We start from the raw sequence: 15939 nt of genomic DNA on the forward strand, positions 1-15939 counted from the left end.
AACAGCGACATATGCAAAATTTTCTCCAGACCACGCACTTCAGCTTTCTTATAGCTCAGTCGCCCAGAACCCGGGGTGTCAACGCCACGGCCTCCGCCCCAGCAGAGGTCAGGCCATAGACACCTGTGGCGACTTTTTCGAACCAGTGATAGTGGTCGTCCCGCATGATACGCGTTGCATTCACGACCCCTGTTTCCCGCGCAACTTCCGCCCCTTTGGACGCGCCGGCCTCGAACAGATAAAGCGCGATCTTGGTGGCATCCTGACGATAGGCGGTAATCAACCCTGCGCGCGTTTGCCCCCCCTCATTCGGATCACCCTTGCGTTTTGCAAATTCGCGCAGCAATGCGTTTTGGCGCTTCTTCGATTTGCGTGGCTTGTAGGGTCCGGGGTCGCAATGCACCTCAACCAGACCATCAGACAGGCGCACCGTGATGACGCCGAGCGACAAACGCCGCGCCAAGGTGACATTCTCTTTCAGCGATCTGGCAAACCGCTTGCCAGTCAACCTTGGAACCGCAAGGTACACATCATCCGTCACCGCCTGCCGCGCGATGCATTGATGAAATAGCGTCAATGCAAAACCCGTTTTCATTTCCACGACAACTGGTGCTTCACCCCCGCGCAATGCAACCACGTCAACGGCACCGATTTCGGATTTGACCTCATATCCCTGCCCTTCCAGAAAGGATTTTATCGGCGGATACAATTCAGTCTCTCGCATGTTTCTCCTTGCGACACATGACATGCGCCTGCGTACGCCCATCATGGCTGATAGCACCAATACCAGCACATCCATCACAGATGGATTGCACACAATACCGCCCCTTTCAACTTTGCGCGACCCGCTGTTGAGTGGTTTCTCTCTGTTTCTGACCCGCGCGCTGCATTTAAACAATCGCGTCACCGTCAAGGCGCTGATTATGCGTGCCGAACATACCCGCCAGCAAAATGCCGCAGCGCAGCACGAACGGGGTGACAAGCCGCAGGACAGTGTTATAAGGCGCGCAACACTCAAATTGCGTATGAATGGATCACCTCATGACAACCCTCGTTTTTGGCCACAAATCCCCTGACACCGACAGCACCGGATCCCCTATCATCTGGTCGTGGTACCTCAACACCATCAAGGGAACAGAGGCTAAGCCGGTTCTGCTGGGGGAACCAAATACCGAAGCGCTCTTTATGCTGGACCACTGGTCGCTCGATAAGCCGGACATCATTTCGGAATTGGCAAGCGATACGCCCGTTGTCATCGTGGACACCAACAACCCCGCTGAGCTGCCCGACAACATTAACGATGCAGATATCACGCAGATCATCGATCACCATAAACTCGTCGGCGGCCTTGAAACCAAGGGTCCGATTGATATCAGAATTGAACCGCTGGCCTGCACCGCGACCCTGATGTGGAAGATGATTGGCAAGGACATGGCCCAGATGCCGACGTCGATCAAAGGCGCGATGCTGTCTTGTATCCTGTCAGACACGCTCGAATTCCGCAGCCCCACCACGACGCAGGAAGACAAGGCCATCGCCCATGATCTGGCCAAAGAGCTGGGCGTCGATATCGCGACCTACGCCAGCGAGATGTTCGCCGCGAAATCCGACGTCTCCGCCTTTTCCGAGGCCGAACTGCTGCGTATGGACAGCAAGGAATACGCCGTCGGCGGAAAGCAATTCCGTGTTTCCGTGCTGGAAACCACGTCGCCCGCACAGGTCCTTGATCGCAAGGATGCGCTGATGGCCGCAATGCCCGGTGTCGCCAAAGAGGACAGCGCAGACGAGGTTCTGTTGTTCGTCGTGGACATCCTCAATGAAGAAGCAACGCTTCTGGTGCCGAACGACACAGTGAAAACCGTCGCGGAAAAGAGCTTTGGCGCAACGGTCGATGCGGATACGGTCGTCCTGCCCGGCATCATGAGCCGCAAGAAACAGATCATTCCGAACCTGAAAATCTGATCACAGGGCCGCACGCCTTTCACTTGTCGGCCAGCGTCGGATCGCCCGCGCTGGCCGACAGTCTTTTTATCTGCAAAGGATCTGACCATGACACGCATTATCTCGGCCCTTTCGGATATATCGGCGCAGTATGACGCGCTTTTTGTCGACCTCTGGGGCTGTGTTCATAACGGTGTGCAGGCCCTGCCCGAAGCGGTCGCGGCCTTGCAGGAATACCGCGCGCAGGGGGGCAAGGTCGTGCTTGTCACCAACTCGCCCCGCCCGCGTGCCGGTGTTCAGAAACAGCTTACCCATTTTGGCGTGCCGGACGATTCCTGGGACACGATCGCGACCTCAGGTGACAGCGCGCGCGCCGCTCTTTATCGCGGTGTCGTGGGTCAGAAGGTCTGGCACATCGGCCCACCCACGGATCTGAAGTTTTTCGAACCGCTGCACCTGTCGGAGACCCCGGTCGATATCGAACGCGTCGCGCTTAACGAAGCCGAAGGTATGGTTTGCACCGGCCCTTTCGATAGTCTGGCCGACCCTGCGGTGATGCGCCCGCAGTTTCTGATGGCCAAGCAGCTTGGGCTGAAACTGCTCTGCGCAAACCCCGATATCATTGTTGATCGTGGCGAGACGCGCGAATGGTGTGCCGGGGCGCTCGCCAAACTTTACGAGGAAATGGGCGGAGAGAGCCTTTATTTCGGCAAACCGCATCCCCCGATCTATGATCTGGCGCGCCGCCGTCTGGCCGAGTTGAACGTCGATATCCCCGACGGCCGCACTCTGGCCATCGGCGATGGCGTTCTGACAGACATCGCGGGGGCCATGGGCGAAGATATTGATTCTCTGTTCATTTCAGGCGGATTGGCAGCGCGGGAAACCAAAACCGTGCAACAGCCCGATGCGCAAGCCCTTGAAACCTACCTGAATAACGAAAAATCCAACCCAACCTTCACAATCGGCTTCCTGCGCTGACGTCTTTTTGCTTGATTTTCTGCGCGCGCAAAGTAATAAAGTTTCAAGACTTATCGCTTAGCTGTTAGAAAATTACCGGAAGGGTCATCATGTTGGACAATCTGCCACGCGGAACAATCTGCATTGAAGACATTGAAATGGGCATGTCGCGCCACCTGAATAAGGTTGTGACCGATGAAGATATCGAGATGTTCGCGCAGATCTCAACCGACCGTAACCCGGTGCATCTTGATGACGATTACGCCCGCGACACGATTTTCGAGGGGCGCATCGCGCACGGTATGCTGACCGCAGGTCTGATTTCAGCCGTGATCGGGGAACAATTGCCCGGGCACGGCACGGTTTATCTGGGGCAATCGCTCAAGTTCCTCGCGCCCGTGCGTCCCGGCGATATGGTCTACGCAGAGGTCAAGGTCATTGACATCGACCCCGCAAAACGCCGGGTCAAAATGGAGTGTCACTGCGCGGTTGATGGCAAAAAGGTGCTGGTCGGCGAAGCGACCGTGATGGCGCCTTCACGCAAGTTCGACTAAGCATCACGCGCACCCCGCACGGCGCTTGCGTGTTTTCACGCTGCGGGCTACGCAGGGCGCATGAAAATACTGCGCGATTATCAATTTGTTGAACCCGAGCATCGTGGCGCAAGCGCTGCGATTGGCAATTTTGACGGCGTCCACCTTGGGCATCAATCCGTTATCGACCTTGCGCGCAGCGTCGCGCCGGATGCGCCTTTGGGCATCTTGACGTTTGAGCCACACCCGCGCGCGTTTTTTGCCCCCGACGCACCGCCGTTCAGGCTGATGAGCCGCGAGGCCCGCGCCAGCCGGTTGGACAAGCTCGGTGTGGATATCCTGTACGAAGTGAACTTCAACGCCGCCCTCGCCAGCCTGACCCCCGAAGACTTCGCCGCGCGCGTCATCCACGAGGGCTTTGGGCTGAAACATGTCATCGTTGGCGCGGATTTCTGCTTTGGCAAAGGGCGCAGCGGGACGGCTGATGACCTCAAGCGTTTCGGCCAAACCATGGGTTTTGACGTCACGGTGGCACCTCTGATGGCACGTTCCGACATCACCGTGTCCTCGACGGCCATCCGCAGCGCGCTGAGTGCGGGCAAGCCGCGTGAGGCCGCCGAGATGCTGGGCCACTGGCACCGGATCGAAGGGCCTGTGATCGGCGGAGAACAACGCGGCCGCGAACTGGGCTATCCGACCGCGAACATGTCGATTGACGGTCTGCATCCTCCGGCCTTTGGTGTTTATGCCGTGCTGGTTGACGTGCTCGACGGGGCGCATGCGGGCAGCTATCATGGCGTTGCCTCAATGGGCGTGCGTCCCATGTTTGGCGAAAACCGCCCCAATCTGGAAACCTTCATCTTCGACTTTTCGGGCGATCTTTACGGCACGCCCTTGTCGGTTGCATTGGTGGAACATCTGCGGCCCGAACTCAAATTCGACGGGCTGGATGCGTTGATTGCGCAAATGGATCAGGACAGCACCGCCGCGCGCACTATTCTGGGCGCTTTATGAGCGACCCGATTGACCGCAAGGGCCTCAAGGATCGCTATTGGGAGCGCAAGCCGCTGTCCGCGATGAACCAGCGCGAGTGGGAGGCGCTGTGCGATGGATGCGGAAAATGCTGCCTGAACAAACTTGAGGACGAAGACACCGGCGAGGTGGCCCTCACGCGCATTGCCTGCCGCCTGCTGGATGATGACAGCTGCCGCTGCGCGCATTATGAAAACCGGCACCAATTCGTGCCCGACTGCATTGTTCTCAAACCCGACAACCTCGACACCCACGCCTATTGGATGCCCGAAACCTGCGCCTATCGCCTCTTGTGGCAAGGCGATGCGCTGCCTGACTGGCACCCGCTGATCTCAGGCACAGCGCAATCCGTCCATGACGCGGGCATCTCAGTGCGTGGCATCACACTGAGCGAATTCGATGTCCCGCAGGACGAATGGGAAGAACATATCATTGAGGAGCCGTCCTGATGTATCTCGCCTCTGACAACACCGGCCCCGCACACCCGCAGGTGATGGAACATGTGCTGGCCGCCAATGAAGGTTACGCCATGCCCTACGGCGCGGACCCGATCATGGAACGCGTGCGCGACAGGGTGCGCGATGTCTTTGAAGCGCCGGATGCTGCGGTCTATCTGGTCGCCACTGGCACGGCAGCCAATGCGCTGGCGCTGGCGTGCTATGGTCAGCCGTGGCAGACGGTTTTCTGCTCACCGGTGGCGCATATCCACGAGGATGAATGCAACGCGCCTGAATTTTACAGCGCGGGCAGCAAACTCACGCTCGTGCCCGGTTCGGACAGGATGACACCGGATGCGCTGCGCTCATCAATCGAAACGGAGGAAAGCCGCGGCGTGCACGGGCCACAGCGCGGTCCCGTCTCGATCACACAGGTCACGGAACGCGGCGGTGTCTACACCCTTGATGAGATTAGCGCCCTCACGGATATTGCAAAACACTATGGTCTGCCCGTGCATCTGGACGGCGCACGGTTTGCAAATGCCATGGTGGCGCTGGAATGTTCAGCTGCTGAAATGACGTGGAAACGCGGCGTCGATGTTGTCAGCTTTGGAGGTACGAAAAACGGCTGTATGGGGGTGGAGGCCGTTGTTTTCTTTGACCCTGACAAAGCCTGGGAATTCGAATTGCGCCGAAAACGGGGTGCGCATCTTTTCTCAAAACACCGCTTTTTATCTGCTCAGATGGAGGGGTATCTGAAAAACGATATCTGGCTGGATATGGCGCGCCAATCCAATGCGCGCGCCGCACAGCTCAGCGCGGGGTTGGTGGAAAAAGGCGCGCATTTACTCCATGCGCCTGACGCCAATATGATTTTCGCAAGCTTTCCGCGCCGGATACACCAGCGCCTGCATGACGCGGGCGCGAAGTATTACATCTGGTCCGGAAATCTGGAGGGGGACGACCCGGACGCGTTGCTCGCCGCCCGTCTCGTCTGTGATTGGTCCCTGAGCGAAGAACACATCGCTGAGTTCCTAAGCCATTTTTAGAAACGACAGGAGCGCCTGACCCACGGCCTCAGGGTGCGTGATCGGCGACATATGCCCTGCCTCCGCGATCGTCACGCTGCGCGCATCGGGCATACGGTGCGCCAGCGCATCGACGATCGAACCTGCGATTTCCGGGCTTTGTGCGCCCTTGATCAGCAACACCGGCATCCGCGCCCGCGCCAAGCGCCCGGGCGCAAGAAGCGCATGGCTATCGTCAAGAATGGCAGCATGCTGTGCAGGGATAAGATGCATACGGTCGGTCATATAGCGCCGGGTCGCAGCTGGAATATCCGCCCATGCAACGCCACTGCCCCAAAGCCGGTTGAACGCACGGGCCGCATCCTCCCAATCGCCCTTGTGCAGCGCCGCTTCATAGGGTTTTGAAACATGCATGAACCGTGCCAGCGCGTCCGGCGCATCCACTTTGGTAACCGCAAAGAAGACGGGTTCGATGAGGGTCAGCGATCTGACCATTTCCGGCCGCGACACAGCCAGCAACAGTGCAACGACAGCCCCGTAGGAATGGCCAATCACATCGACCGGTTCAGTGAGATATGGCGCGGCATCACTGAGCGACAGGGCGGTTAAATCACGTTGCTTGTCCCACGCGGGGCTGGTTCCGTGCCCCGGAAGATCAATCGCGGTCAGGGACAGTTTTTCCCCGATAACCTGCCCCAAACCCCGCCACGCGCCAGAATGCGCGAGGCTGCAATGGATGGCCAGCGCCTTGCGCGCTCCGTCACCAAAACGTCTTGTACCTGCGCTCACATTTTTCCCGCAAGCACCGCATCCAGATCGTCAATCCGGTCCTGCCCCCAGAAACGCTGATCACGATCCGTGATGTAAAAGGGGGAGCCAAACACGCCCCGTTCCACCGCCTCTTCGAGATTGGCCGCGTATGTTTCGGCCCCCTCAAGCAAGCCGCTGTCCGCAAGAGCTGGGTCAAACCCGGCCTCGGACAGACAGCTGCGCACCACGCCGTCCTCGGCAATGTCCTTGTTCTCGGCCCAGACGGCACGCGTAATCGCGAACATAAGCTTGCCCAGATCGCCGCCCCCTGCGTTTTGTGCCGCGATGAACGCGTAGGACGACGGCGCACCATTGGTGGGCCAATGCGCAGGCTTGAGGTTGAAGGCGAGACCCAGCTTGGTGGCTTGGCGCACCAGCTCCTGCGCGCGGTATTCCACACGGCTCGCGTGCCGGTCTTTTGGCGCTGTCCCGCCTGTGCGCGCGAAAAGCGCCATAATGTCGAGCGGTTTGTAGGTAATCGTCGCGTTGTGTTTTGCCGCAACCTCTTCGGCGCGTTTCCCGGCCAAGTAGGCATAGGGCGACAGTGTTGAGAAAAACAAATCGATATGTGCCATTTTTACGTTTCCTTGTGGCCTTGGGTTCTTTGCCGATTGGTAAGGCCGTGTTAGGTGAAGTCAACATCACGAATCTGTCACAATTCCCTCTTCCTAATCTCGGAAACACCTCCCATGCCACATGTCCAAGAACCCAAGCTGATCTCTGGAAATGCAAATATGCCCCTTGCACAAGGTATCGCGCGACGCATGAGCATGCACCGCGGCGTTCCTGTCGGACTGGTGGACGCTCGGGTTGAGCGGTTCAACGACGGTGAAATTTTTGTCGAAGTGTTCGAGAACGTGCGTGGCGAGGATATGTTCATTCTCCAGTCAACGTCCAACCCGGCCAATGACAACCTGATGGAATTGTTGATCATGGCAGATGCCCTGCGACGCTCTTCAGCGGCGCGGGTCACAGCGGTGCTGCCCTATTTTGGCTATGCACGGCAAGACCGCCGCACAAAAGCACGCACACCCATCACCGCCAAACTCGTTGCCAACATGCTGGTCGGGACAGGTATCGAACGGGTCTTGACCATGGATCTGCATGCCGCGCAAATTCAGGGGTTTTTCGATATTCCCGTCGATAACCTTTATGCCTCACCGATTTTCGCCCTTGATATCAAAAGCGAGTTCAAAGGCCGGATGGATGAGCTCATGATCGTATCGCCTGACGTCGGGGGCGTGGCCCGCGCCCGTGAATTGGCCAAACGGATCAATTCCCCCCTCGCGATTGTGGACAAACGGCGTGAAAAGCCGGGCGAGATTGCAGAAATGAAAGTGATCGGCGACGTTACGGGGAAAACCTGCATCATTGTGGATGATATGTGCGATACGGCCGGTACGCTTTGCAAGGCGGCGCAGGTTCTGATCGAGCACGGCGCGAACGAAGTGCATTCCTATATCACGCATGGCATCATGTCCGGCCCAGCCGTCGAACGTGTGACAAACTCGGTGATGAAATCGCTGGTGATCACAGACACCATCGCCCCCACCGATGCGGTCAAGGCCGCCCCCAACATCAGGATTGTACCAACGGCGCCTGTCTTTGCGCAGGCCATTCTGAATATCTGGAATGGGACATCTGTGTCATCTCTGTTCGAAGCTGAAACGCTTGGCCCGATTTATGATGGGATGTATGCGGCTGAATAAAGCTTCGGAACCGGCGTCGGTTTAATCCGGGGCCGGGCCGCCCTTGCGCTCCAGCTTGGCCTGGTACTTGCGTTCAAGAACAAGCTGCTGCGGCTCCCAGAAATAGCGTTGATCGTCCAGCGTCCGCGACCAATAAAGCAAACCACCCGTGCGCCACGGGTCCAATACGACGCCGTCGTTCATCGTGTCGCCCCGCGCACTGATGATTGCCGTGCTGTGGTCGATCCGAAGCTCACTACCTTCTGCAATCGCTCGGTGCATTTCGAGTGTCTGAAAACCTTCAGCATTCAAGCGTTTTTCGATATCCTCAGCCCAATGCACGCACAACCCACGCGCGCGCCAACCATTATTGACCTTTGCGTTGTGGATGATCGGGTTGTCGGTGACGTTATACTCTTCGGCCAGCTGCAATGAATAGGTATAGGCAATAAAAGCAGCGCGGTCCGCCTCAGCGGGGTCAACTTCGGGGCTGAGGTTGCGGATCTGACGGGCGAGCATGTTTATATCGTCCTGCGTCACGTCTCTGGGAGCGGGTGAGCAAGCGGCCAGAAGAACAGCCACCCCTATCACAGTTACGAAAGAAAAAACCCGCGTCATGTCTTGCCTCATTGGTCTGAACACAACGACAGGCTACGGTATTCACCGCCAGAGCGCAGCCGCAAAGTGAATATGAGCACGTAGAATTGACCTATCGGTCGCGTGTTCTTTATTGTCTTAGTTAATGGCCATGTTGCGGGACAAAGCCCCCTTTCGCTGCGGGTGCGCCAACAGCTGATTATCGGCTAACTCGATGGGATCGAGCGATAGCCTTTGATCACCATAGCGACGCCGACGCCCGTTAAACCCAAGCCGCTAAGAAAATCTCCGCTGAGCCAGCGTGATGTGGTTCTTTTAACGGCGGCGGTCGTTAATAGCGCATAGGTTAGGATGGACAAAGCATCCAAAACGATGAAGATCCCGCCATAAACTGCACCTTGAAGAAAGACGTTGTGTTCCGGTGAAATGAAAGCTGGAAAGAGTGCAACGAAGAATACGATGGCTTTGGGATTGGTCACACATGCAAAGAAACCCGCCCAAAAGGTAGCTTTGTCTGACGGGGTCGGCGCATAATCCGCTGGTTTCCCAATATTCTTAAACGCAGTCCGTGCCATCCAAAGGATGAAAATTCCGCCAAGAATTTGAAGGAACGGCAGGATCAGTTCGGACAATGCAACCAGCGCGGTAAGGCCCACAACCGCCACAGTGACATGAACCATCGTGCCAAGTGCGTCGCCTGCAACCGCCACATAGGCGGCCCTTGGTCCATGTCGGAGGGCCTGCGCGGTGGCAAATGCCACTGAAGGTCCGGGCACTGCCAAAAAGACAAGAGTCGTCGTCAGAAAAGCCAAGAAAAGTATCGGGTCCATAGGTCAACTCCACTCATCACTGATTGGTTAATCAGCACATTATCAACTGATTGAGCTGTGTCGAGCTTAAACAAACTGCCCTTTTTGCCCTGCCCAGCATCGGTCAAAGTGGGCTCAAAGCTGACCGTCGCGACAAAAAAAGGCCCCGCAGATCAGCGAGGCCTTTACAGTATTCTACCCGAAGCGATCAGAGTGTGATGTGGTCACCGACTGCGACCATATCCGCCAACAATTTGGCCGCATCATCGACTGGGCCAGGTTCGTTCGAGAAGGCCTCTTTGGCCTTGGCAAGCGCTTCTTCGGCTTCTTTCACCATCGCGTCATGATCCGCCTTGGTGACTTCCGTCTTAGGGATTGCACGCTCGGCCAGAACAGAAATACTGCTTGCGGTGATTTCAGCGAAACCGCCTGTGACGACGTATTCCGACGTACCATCAGGGCCTTCGGTCACCAGCAGGCCGGGGCGCAGGGTGGTGATGGTCGGCGCATGGTCAGGCATCGCCGTCATGTCGCCATCGGCACCCGGAATCTGCACTGCCGTCACCTGCACGGAGGCAAGCAAACGTTCAGGCGAGACGAGGTCGAATTGGACTGTATCTGCCATTGATCAGGCTCCTTAAGCGGCGTCTGCCGCCATTTGTTCAGCTTTCGCTTTCACTTCTTCGATGCCACCGACCATGTAGAACGCACCTTCGGGCAGGTGGTCATACTCGCCAGCCACAACCGCTTTGAAGCTCTCGATTGTCTCGGTCAAAGGAACCTGCTTACCGTCAGAGCCGGTGAAGACCTTCGCAACGTCGAACGGCTGGGACAAGAAGCGCTGGATTTTCCGGGCACGGGCCACGGTCAGTTTGTCTTCTTCGCTCAATTCGTCCATGCCGAGGATCGCGATAATGTCCTGAAGCGATTTGTAGCGTTGCAGAATACCCTGCACGTCACGCGCCACATTGTAATGCTCTTCCCCCAAAACCTGCGGGTCCATCAAACGTGATGTGGAATCGAGCGGGTCAACCGCCGGATAGATGCCGAGTTCGGAGATCGCACGCGACAGAACCGTTGTCGCATCAAGGTGCGCAAAGGACGTTGCAGGCGCGGGGTCGGTCAAGTCATCCGCAGGCACGTAAACCGCTTGCACGGAGGTAATCGATCCCGCTTTGGTGGATGTGATGCGTTCCTGCATCTGGCCCATGTCGGTAGCCAGTGTCGGCTGATAGCCCACAGCGGAGGGGATACGACCCAAGAGAGCGGAAACCTCGGAACCCGCTTGCGTAAAGCGGAAGATGTTATCCACAAAGAACAGAACGTCGGTACCGGACTGGTCGCGGAACTGTTCGGCCAGTGTCAGACCCGTCAGAGCCACACGCATACGCGCGCCGGGAGGTTCGTTCATCTGGCCGTAGACCAGCGCCACTTTGGACTCGGTCAGGTTGTCAGGAACAATAACGGCGGATTCGATCATCTCGTGGTAAAGGTCGTTGCCTTCACGGGTCCGCTCCCCCACGCCGGCGAATACGGAAAAGCCCGAGTGCACTTTGGCGATGTTGTTGATGAGTTCCATGATGAGAACGGTTTTACCAACGCCGGCACCCCCGAACAGACCAATCTTACCGCCCTTTGCGTAAGGGGCCAGAAGGTCAATCACCTTGATGCCGGTTTCCAGCACTTCGGAGGATGTGGATTGTTCGGCGAAAGCCGGTGCTTCCTGGTGGATTGAACGTTTCTCGTCCGATTCAACCGGGCCCTTTTCGTCAATGGGCTCGCCCACGACGTTCATGATGCGACCCAAAGTTGCGTTCCCTACCGGGATCGAAATCGGGCCATCGGTGTCGGTCACAGTCTGACCGCGGACCAACCCTTCTGTCGCGTCCATCGCGATCGCACGTACGGTGTTTTCACCAAGGTGCTGTGCCACTTCGAGCACCAGACGGTTGCCATTGTTGTCTGTTTCCAGAGCGTTCAGAATCTCCGGCAGGTGATCCCCGAACTGAACGTCAACGACCGCGCCGATGACTTGTGTGATTTTGCCGACTGCATTTGCCATGTCGTTTCTCCGATTTGTTCTACAGCGCTTCCGCGCCGGAAATGATTTCGATCAACTCGTTTGTGATGACGGCCTGACGTGAACGGTTGTACTCGATGGTCAGGTTGTCGATCATCTCGCCCGCGTTGCGCGTCGCGTTGTCCATTGCAGACATCCTTGCGCCTTGCTCGGATGCGCCATTTTCGAGCAGTGCCGAGAATATCTGCGTCGCGACACCGCGTGGCAGCAGATCAGCCAGAATGGCCTCTTCATCCGGCTCGTAATCGAACAGTGTCGAGGCCTCATCGCCCTCTTGCTCTTCGAATTTGGCCGGGATGATTTGCTGCGCTGTCGGGATCTGGCTGACAACATTCACGAACTTCGCATAGAAGATCGTCGCCACGTCAAATTCGCCCACATCAAAGCGGTTCAACACATCTTTTGCGATGCCTTGTGCGTCAACATAGCTGACACGCTTGATCTCGGTGAGATCAACGTGCCCAATGAAAAGTGAGCCGAGTTCGCGTTTAAGTTGATCACGCCCTTTTTTGCCGACCGTAAGGATTTTGACTTCATTACCTTCACCCTGCAGCTTTTGGGCATGCGCACGGGCCAGCTTGGCGATGTTGGTGTTGAAACCACCACACAGTCCGCGCTCGGAGGTCATGACGATCAACAACTGCACCTTGTCGCTGCCCGTACCGGACAGCAACTTCGGAGCGGAATCAGACCCGCCAACCGAAGACGCCAACCCTGCCATGACCGCGTTGAAGCGCTCAGTGTAGGGACGCGATTGCTCGGCCGCTTCCTGCGCGCGGCGCAGTTTCGCCGCGGCCACCATTTGCATGGCTTTGGTGATCTTGCGGGTCGATTTGACCGACGCGATCCTGTTTTTGAGATCCTTGAGATTAGGCATTGCCTTGGGTCCCCTTACGCGAAGTCAGAGGCGAATTCACTTATCGCAGCTTTAAGCTTGTCTGCCGCATCACCCTTGATCTTGGGATCATCGTTGGTAATCCAGTCAAGCACATCGCTCTTCTTGGCGCGCATGAAGTTCAGCAACCCGGTTTCAAAACGGCCCACGTCTTTGACGTCGACTTTGTCGAGGAAGCCATTGGTTCCCGCGAAAATGACGCATACGATCTCGGCGTTTGTCAAAGGCGAATACTGCGACTGCTTCATCAACTCGGTCAGGCGCGCGCCACGGGCAAGCAGCTGCTGAGTAGACGCGTCGAGGTCGGACCCGAACTGCGCGAAGGCCGCCATTTCACGGTACTGAGCCAAGGACAACTTGACGGGTCCAGCAACAGAAGACATCGCCGATGTTTGCGCCGAGGATCCAACACGCGATACCGAAAGACCGGTGTTCACCGCTGGGCGGATACCCTGATAAAACAGTTCCGTTTCGAGGAAGATCTGACCGTCGGTGATCGAAATCACGTTTGTCGGAATAAAGGCCGAAACGTCACCACCTTGGGTTTCGATTATCGGCAGCGCTGTCAGCGAGCCGTTGCCCGCCGCATCACCAAGTTTAGCGGACCGTTCAAGCAAACGGGAGTGAAGATAGAAAACATCACCGGGATAAGCTTCACGGCCCGGTGGACGGCGCAGCAACAGGGACATCTGACGATAGGAAACCGCCTGTTTGCTGAGGTCATCATACACGATCAGCGCATGGCGGCCATTATCGCGGAAATGCTCAGCCATCGATGTTGCGGAATAAGGCGCGAGGAACTGCATCGGTGCAGGCTCGGAAGCTGTCGCGGCCACAACGATGGAATAGTTGATGGCGCCGGTTTCTTCGAGTTTCTTGACCAACTGCGCAACAGTCGAGCGCTTCTGACCAATCGCAACGTATACGCAGTAGAGTTTCTTGCTCTCGTCGTCGCCCGCAGCGTCATTATAGGACTTCTGGTTCAGGATCGCGTCCAGAGCAACGGCGGTTTTGCCGGTCTGACGGTCACCAATGATCAACTCACGCTGACCACGGCCAATCGGGATCATCGAATCGACGGCCTTGAGACCAGTCGCCATCGGCTCATGCACCGATTTACGCGGGATGATGCCCGGCGCTTTGACGTCCGCAACAGAGGATGTCTTGGCGTTGATCGGACCTTTGCCGTCAATCGGATTGCCGAGGCCATCGACCACACGGCCCAAAAGCTCGTCACCGGTCGGCACGGACACGATCGAGTTTGTGCGCTTGACGGTGTCGCCTTCTTTGATGTCCCGGTCGGAGCCGAAAATAACCACACCGACGTTGTCGGACTCAAGGTTCAGCGCCATGCCCTGAATACCACCGGGGAATTCGACCATTTCACCAGCCTGAACATTGTCCAGCCCGTAGACCCGCGCGATCCCGTCACCGACGGAGAGCACACGACCAACCTCGGCCACTTCAGCTTCTTGACCGAAATTCTTGATCTGGTCCTTCAGGATCGCAGAAATTTCTGCTGCTTGGATACCCATTTATCCGACCTCTTTCATTGCATTCTGGAGGGAATTCAGTTTCGAGCGGATTGACGTATCAATCATGCGCGAACCGACTTTAACGACGAGACCGCCGATGAGGCTTTCATCAACGGACGCATTCAATGTGACAGTTTTGCCTGTGGAGGCTTTGAGCGTTTTGGCCAGCTTATCGGCCTGTGTTTTCGTCAGCGCTTTGGCCGAGACCACATCGGCGGTTACTTCGCCTTTATCCTCTGCGATGATCGCACGCAGCGTGGACAGCAGTTGAGGGACAACGAACAGTCTCCGCTTCTGAGCCATCAGGGACAATGTGCTCGCCATTGTCGTGCTCAGCCCCATTTTTGATGCAAGCGCCGTAATAGCGGCTTCCTGCTCTTCTCTGGTGTAGATTGGAGAACTCAACAAAGCACCGAAATCAGCGCTTTCTGAAAGTGCGCTTTGCAAGACGTTTATATCATCTTCCAGCGATTTTACTGATTTTGAGTCTTTTGCAATATCATAGACAGCCGTTGCATAACGCGCAGCAATGCTAGTGGAAATCGAAGCTGGTTCTGACACGTCCACCCTTCCGATGTTCTGGTCCCGACGTACGCGCAAAAACCGCGAGGTCTAAGAAGTTGGTGCGGTCAAAGTTGCCTCTGACCGACGAAATCAGCGGTGATGTAGCAGAGGAGGTTCCACCCCGCAACATGTCTTAGCATTTGTTCATTTCAGCGGTTTTCCCATGTTTTCAGGTGCTTGGCTAAAGTGCGACGGTTTGGCCCGGCAAAAAGTTTCGTTTTTGCGAGGTAAAGCAGGTCAGATTGCGATTCTGCAGTGCCGAAACTTTCATCAGTTGATGTAAATCAGACTGGTTTGACGGACGGTTTCAAAACACTAACCGGGGCGACGCGACGTTTTGGTTCAACTTTGCCCTTTGGTGGGTAGACCAGTTTGGTCGCCTCGACCATGAAAGCACCGCTGGCAATAAATGTCGGCATGCGGCGTCCGATTTTCTCAAGTGCTGCGCCTGATTTCATCCACAACCGTTGCGATGATGGCACCTGATAAAGCGCGCCGAGGTGACGTTCAGGTAAAAACTGATGTTTGCGCAGCTGTGTTTCAAGCTGACTGGTCGAATAGGGTCTTCCATAGCCGAAAGGCGTGCGGTCGCGCCGCGCCCACAACCCCGCTCGGTTCGGCACAATAAATAAGGCGCGCCCGCCGGGACCGAGCACCCGCCAGCATTCCTCCAGCAGATCGGAGGCCCGTTCCGACGTCTCAAGACCGTGCAGCAAAACCAGCTTGTCGACATGACCGGTTTCGATGGGCCAGGCGACTTCTTCGGTCAGCACAGAGACATTGGGCAAGCCCGACGGCCATGGCATGACCCCTTGGGGGCCCGGCATCAAGGCCATCACCCGGCGCGCGTCTTTGAGATAAGGGCGCAACAAGGGCGCAGCAAACCCGAACCCAACCACGGTCTGCCCCTTCGCCTCGGGCCAGATTTCCATCATTCTGCTGCGCAAAGACATCTGCGCCGCCCGCCCCAGAGCACTGCGGTAGTAGAAATTTCGCAGGTCCTGTACGTCCAGATGCATTGCAGGCAGCC

Annotated in this window: 19 protein-coding genes; 8 read left to right on the forward strand and 11 right to left on the reverse strand. The window is 56.8% G+C overall.

From position 1 onward, the window contains the following. Positions 1–55: 55 nt before the first annotated feature. Complete coding sequence (locus RLO149_RS13225) at positions 56–724, reverse strand: DUF2161 domain-containing phosphodiesterase (RefSeq protein ID WP_013962599.1); 669 nt, start codon at positions 722–724, stop codon at positions 56–58. On the opposite strand from RLO149_RS13225, the gene RLO149_RS13230 reads away from it, so the two are divergent. The 7 genes from RLO149_RS13230 (at position 723) to RLO149_RS13260 (ending at position 5952) form a co-directional block, all read left to right on the forward strand. Next, positions 723–1076, forward strand: a complete 354-nt coding sequence (locus RLO149_RS13230; RefSeq protein WP_044025341.1) for a hypothetical protein — start codon at positions 723–725, stop codon at positions 1074–1076. The genes RLO149_RS13225 and RLO149_RS13230 overlap by 2 nt on opposite strands. Next, the gene (locus tag RLO149_RS13235; RefSeq protein ID WP_013962600.1) at positions 1042–1962 is read left to right on the forward strand and encodes a manganese-dependent inorganic pyrophosphatase; all 921 of its coding nucleotides are present in this window, start codon (positions 1042–1044) and stop codon (positions 1960–1962) included. Before RLO149_RS13230 ends, RLO149_RS13235 begins: the two co-directional genes overlap by 35 nt. Positions 1963–2049: 87 nt before the next feature. Beyond that, the gene (locus RLO149_RS13240) at positions 2050–2922 is read left to right on the forward strand and encodes a TIGR01459 family HAD-type hydrolase (RefSeq protein WP_013962601.1); all 873 of its coding nucleotides are present in this window, start codon (positions 2050–2052) and stop codon (positions 2920–2922) included. 89 nt (positions 2923–3011) lie between these two features. Next, on the forward strand, positions 3012–3455 hold the full coding sequence (locus RLO149_RS13245; RefSeq protein ID WP_011569617.1) for a MaoC family dehydratase: 444 nt from the start codon (positions 3012–3014) through the stop codon (positions 3453–3455). A 60-nt stretch (positions 3456–3515) separates the two neighbouring features. Beyond that, positions 3516–4448 (forward strand): bifunctional riboflavin kinase/FAD synthetase, encoded by a 933-nt coding sequence (locus RLO149_RS13250; protein ID WP_013962602.1) that lies wholly within the window; start codon positions 3516–3518, stop codon positions 4446–4448. Beyond that, positions 4445–4915 (forward strand): YcgN family cysteine cluster protein, encoded by a 471-nt coding sequence (locus tag RLO149_RS13255; protein WP_013962603.1) that lies wholly within the window; start codon positions 4445–4447, stop codon positions 4913–4915. The genes RLO149_RS13250 and RLO149_RS13255 overlap by 4 nt, the downstream gene beginning before the upstream one ends. Beyond that, positions 4915–5952, forward strand: a complete 1038-nt coding sequence (locus RLO149_RS13260) for a threonine aldolase family protein (protein WP_013962604.1) — start codon at positions 4915–4917, stop codon at positions 5950–5952. The genes RLO149_RS13255 and RLO149_RS13260 overlap by 1 nt, the downstream gene beginning before the upstream one ends. Here the strand turns inward: RLO149_RS13260 and RLO149_RS13265 are convergent. Both RLO149_RS13265 and RLO149_RS13270 read right to left on the reverse strand, forming a co-directional pair. After that, on the reverse strand, positions 5938–6720 hold the full coding sequence (locus tag RLO149_RS13265; RefSeq protein ID WP_013962605.1) for an alpha/beta fold hydrolase: 783 nt from the start codon (positions 6718–6720) through the stop codon (positions 5938–5940). The two genes, RLO149_RS13260 and RLO149_RS13265, sit on opposite strands and share 15 nt — an antisense overlap. Further along, positions 6717–7316 (reverse strand): 2-hydroxychromene-2-carboxylate isomerase, encoded by a 600-nt coding sequence (locus RLO149_RS13270; RefSeq protein WP_013962606.1) that lies wholly within the window; start codon positions 7314–7316, stop codon positions 6717–6719. Before RLO149_RS13270 ends, RLO149_RS13265 begins: the two co-directional genes overlap by 4 nt. A 114-nt stretch (positions 7317–7430) precedes the next feature. Between RLO149_RS13270 and RLO149_RS13275 the strand changes: the two genes are divergently transcribed. Continuing rightward, positions 7431–8450, forward strand: coding sequence for a ribose-phosphate pyrophosphokinase (locus RLO149_RS13275; protein ID WP_013962607.1), 1020 nt, complete (start codon positions 7431–7433; stop codon positions 8448–8450). 21 nt (positions 8451–8471) lie between these two features. On the opposite strand, the gene RLO149_RS13280 is transcribed toward RLO149_RS13275, so the two are convergent. The 8 genes from RLO149_RS13280 to RLO149_RS13315 all read right to left on the reverse strand — a co-directional run bounded on the left by RLO149_RS13280 (position 8472) and on the right by RLO149_RS13315 (position 15928). Next, entirely contained in the window at positions 8472–9047 is a 576-nt protein-coding gene (locus RLO149_RS13280; protein WP_013962608.1) for a hypothetical protein, read from the reverse strand. A gap of 185 nt (positions 9048–9232) precedes the next feature. After that, positions 9233–9856, reverse strand: coding sequence for a LysE family translocator (locus RLO149_RS13285; RefSeq protein WP_013962609.1), 624 nt, complete (start codon positions 9854–9856; stop codon positions 9233–9235). 187 nt (positions 9857–10043) lie between these two features. Then, a complete protein-coding gene (locus RLO149_RS13290; RefSeq protein WP_013962610.1) occupies positions 10044–10460 on the reverse strand; it encodes a F0F1 ATP synthase subunit epsilon in 417 nt (138 codons plus the stop codon). A gap of 12 nt (positions 10461–10472) precedes the next feature. Then, entirely contained in the window at positions 10473–11897 is a 1425-nt protein-coding gene (gene atpD, locus RLO149_RS13295; protein ID WP_013962611.1) for a F0F1 ATP synthase subunit beta, read from the reverse strand. A 19-nt stretch (positions 11898–11916) separates the two neighbouring features. Further along, positions 11917–12792, reverse strand: a complete 876-nt coding sequence (locus tag RLO149_RS13300) for a F0F1 ATP synthase subunit gamma (RefSeq protein ID WP_013962612.1) — start codon at positions 12790–12792, stop codon at positions 11917–11919. A 14-nt stretch (positions 12793–12806) separates the two neighbouring features. After that, positions 12807–14345: a F0F1 ATP synthase subunit alpha gene (gene atpA / locus RLO149_RS13305; RefSeq protein ID WP_013962613.1), complete on the reverse strand. Its 1539-nt coding sequence runs from the start codon at positions 14343–14345 to the stop codon at positions 12807–12809. Continuing rightward, positions 14346–14906: a F0F1 ATP synthase subunit delta gene (locus RLO149_RS13310; RefSeq protein WP_013962614.1), complete on the reverse strand. Its 561-nt coding sequence runs from the start codon at positions 14904–14906 to the stop codon at positions 14346–14348. Between the two features lie 287 nt (positions 14907–15193). Beyond that, a complete protein-coding gene (locus RLO149_RS13315; RefSeq protein WP_013962615.1) occupies positions 15194–15928 on the reverse strand; it encodes a class I SAM-dependent methyltransferase in 735 nt (244 codons plus the stop codon). Between the last annotated feature and the right edge of the window lie 11 nt (positions 15929–15939).

Source organism: Roseobacter litoralis Och 149, from assembly GCF_000154785.2.
Lineage (GTDB): Bacteria > Pseudomonadota > Alphaproteobacteria > Rhodobacterales > Rhodobacteraceae > Roseobacter > Roseobacter litoralis.

Excerpts from the sequence above, each read along its gene's own strand:
- atpD (WP_013962611.1), bottom strand. The coding sequence starts at position 11,897 with ATGGCAAATGCAGTCGGCAAAATCACACAAGTCATCGGCGCGGTCGTT.
- RLO149_RS13290 (WP_013962610.1), bottom strand. The coding sequence starts at position 10,460 with ATGGCAGATACAGTCCAATTCGACCTCGTCTCGCCTGAACGTTTGCTT.
- RLO149_RS13240 (WP_013962601.1), top strand. The coding sequence starts at position 2,050 with ATGACACGCATTATCTCGGCCCTTTCGGATATATCGGCGCAGTATGAC.
- RLO149_RS13275 (WP_013962607.1), top strand. The coding sequence starts at position 7,431 with ATGCCACATGTCCAAGAACCCAAGCTGATCTCTGGAAATGCAAATATG.
- RLO149_RS13300 (WP_013962612.1), bottom strand. The coding sequence starts at position 12,792 with ATGCCTAATCTCAAGGATCTCAAAAACAGGATCGCGTCGGTCAAATCG.
- atpA (WP_013962613.1), bottom strand. The coding sequence starts at position 14,345 with ATGGGTATCCAAGCAGCAGAAATTTCTGCGATCCTGAAGGACCAGATC.
- RLO149_RS13235 (WP_013962600.1), top strand. The coding sequence starts at position 1,042 with ATGACAACCCTCGTTTTTGGCCACAAATCCCCTGACACCGACAGCACC.
- RLO149_RS13280 (WP_013962608.1), bottom strand. The coding sequence starts at position 9,047 with ATGACGCGGGTTTTTTCTTTCGTAACTGTGATAGGGGTGGCTGTTCTT.
- RLO149_RS13315 (WP_013962615.1), bottom strand. The coding sequence starts at position 15,928 with ATGCATCTGGACGTACAGGACCTGCGAAATTTCTACTACCGCAGTGCT.
- RLO149_RS13230 (WP_044025341.1), top strand. The coding sequence starts at position 723 with ATGTTTCTCCTTGCGACACATGACATGCGCCTGCGTACGCCCATCATG.
- RLO149_RS13260 (WP_013962604.1), top strand. The coding sequence starts at position 4,915 with ATGTATCTCGCCTCTGACAACACCGGCCCCGCACACCCGCAGGTGATG.
- RLO149_RS13255 (WP_013962603.1), top strand. The coding sequence starts at position 4,445 with ATGAGCGACCCGATTGACCGCAAGGGCCTCAAGGATCGCTATTGGGAG.
- RLO149_RS13270 (WP_013962606.1), bottom strand. The coding sequence starts at position 7,316 with ATGGCACATATCGATTTGTTTTTCTCAACACTGTCGCCCTATGCCTAC.
- RLO149_RS13250 (WP_013962602.1), top strand. The coding sequence starts at position 3,516 with ATGAAAATACTGCGCGATTATCAATTTGTTGAACCCGAGCATCGTGGC.
- RLO149_RS13285 (WP_013962609.1), bottom strand. The coding sequence starts at position 9,856 with ATGGACCCGATACTTTTCTTGGCTTTTCTGACGACGACTCTTGTCTTT.
- RLO149_RS13225 (WP_013962599.1), bottom strand. The coding sequence starts at position 724 with ATGCGAGAGACTGAATTGTATCCGCCGATAAAATCCTTTCTGGAAGGG.
- RLO149_RS13245 (WP_011569617.1), top strand. The coding sequence starts at position 3,012 with ATGTTGGACAATCTGCCACGCGGAACAATCTGCATTGAAGACATTGAA.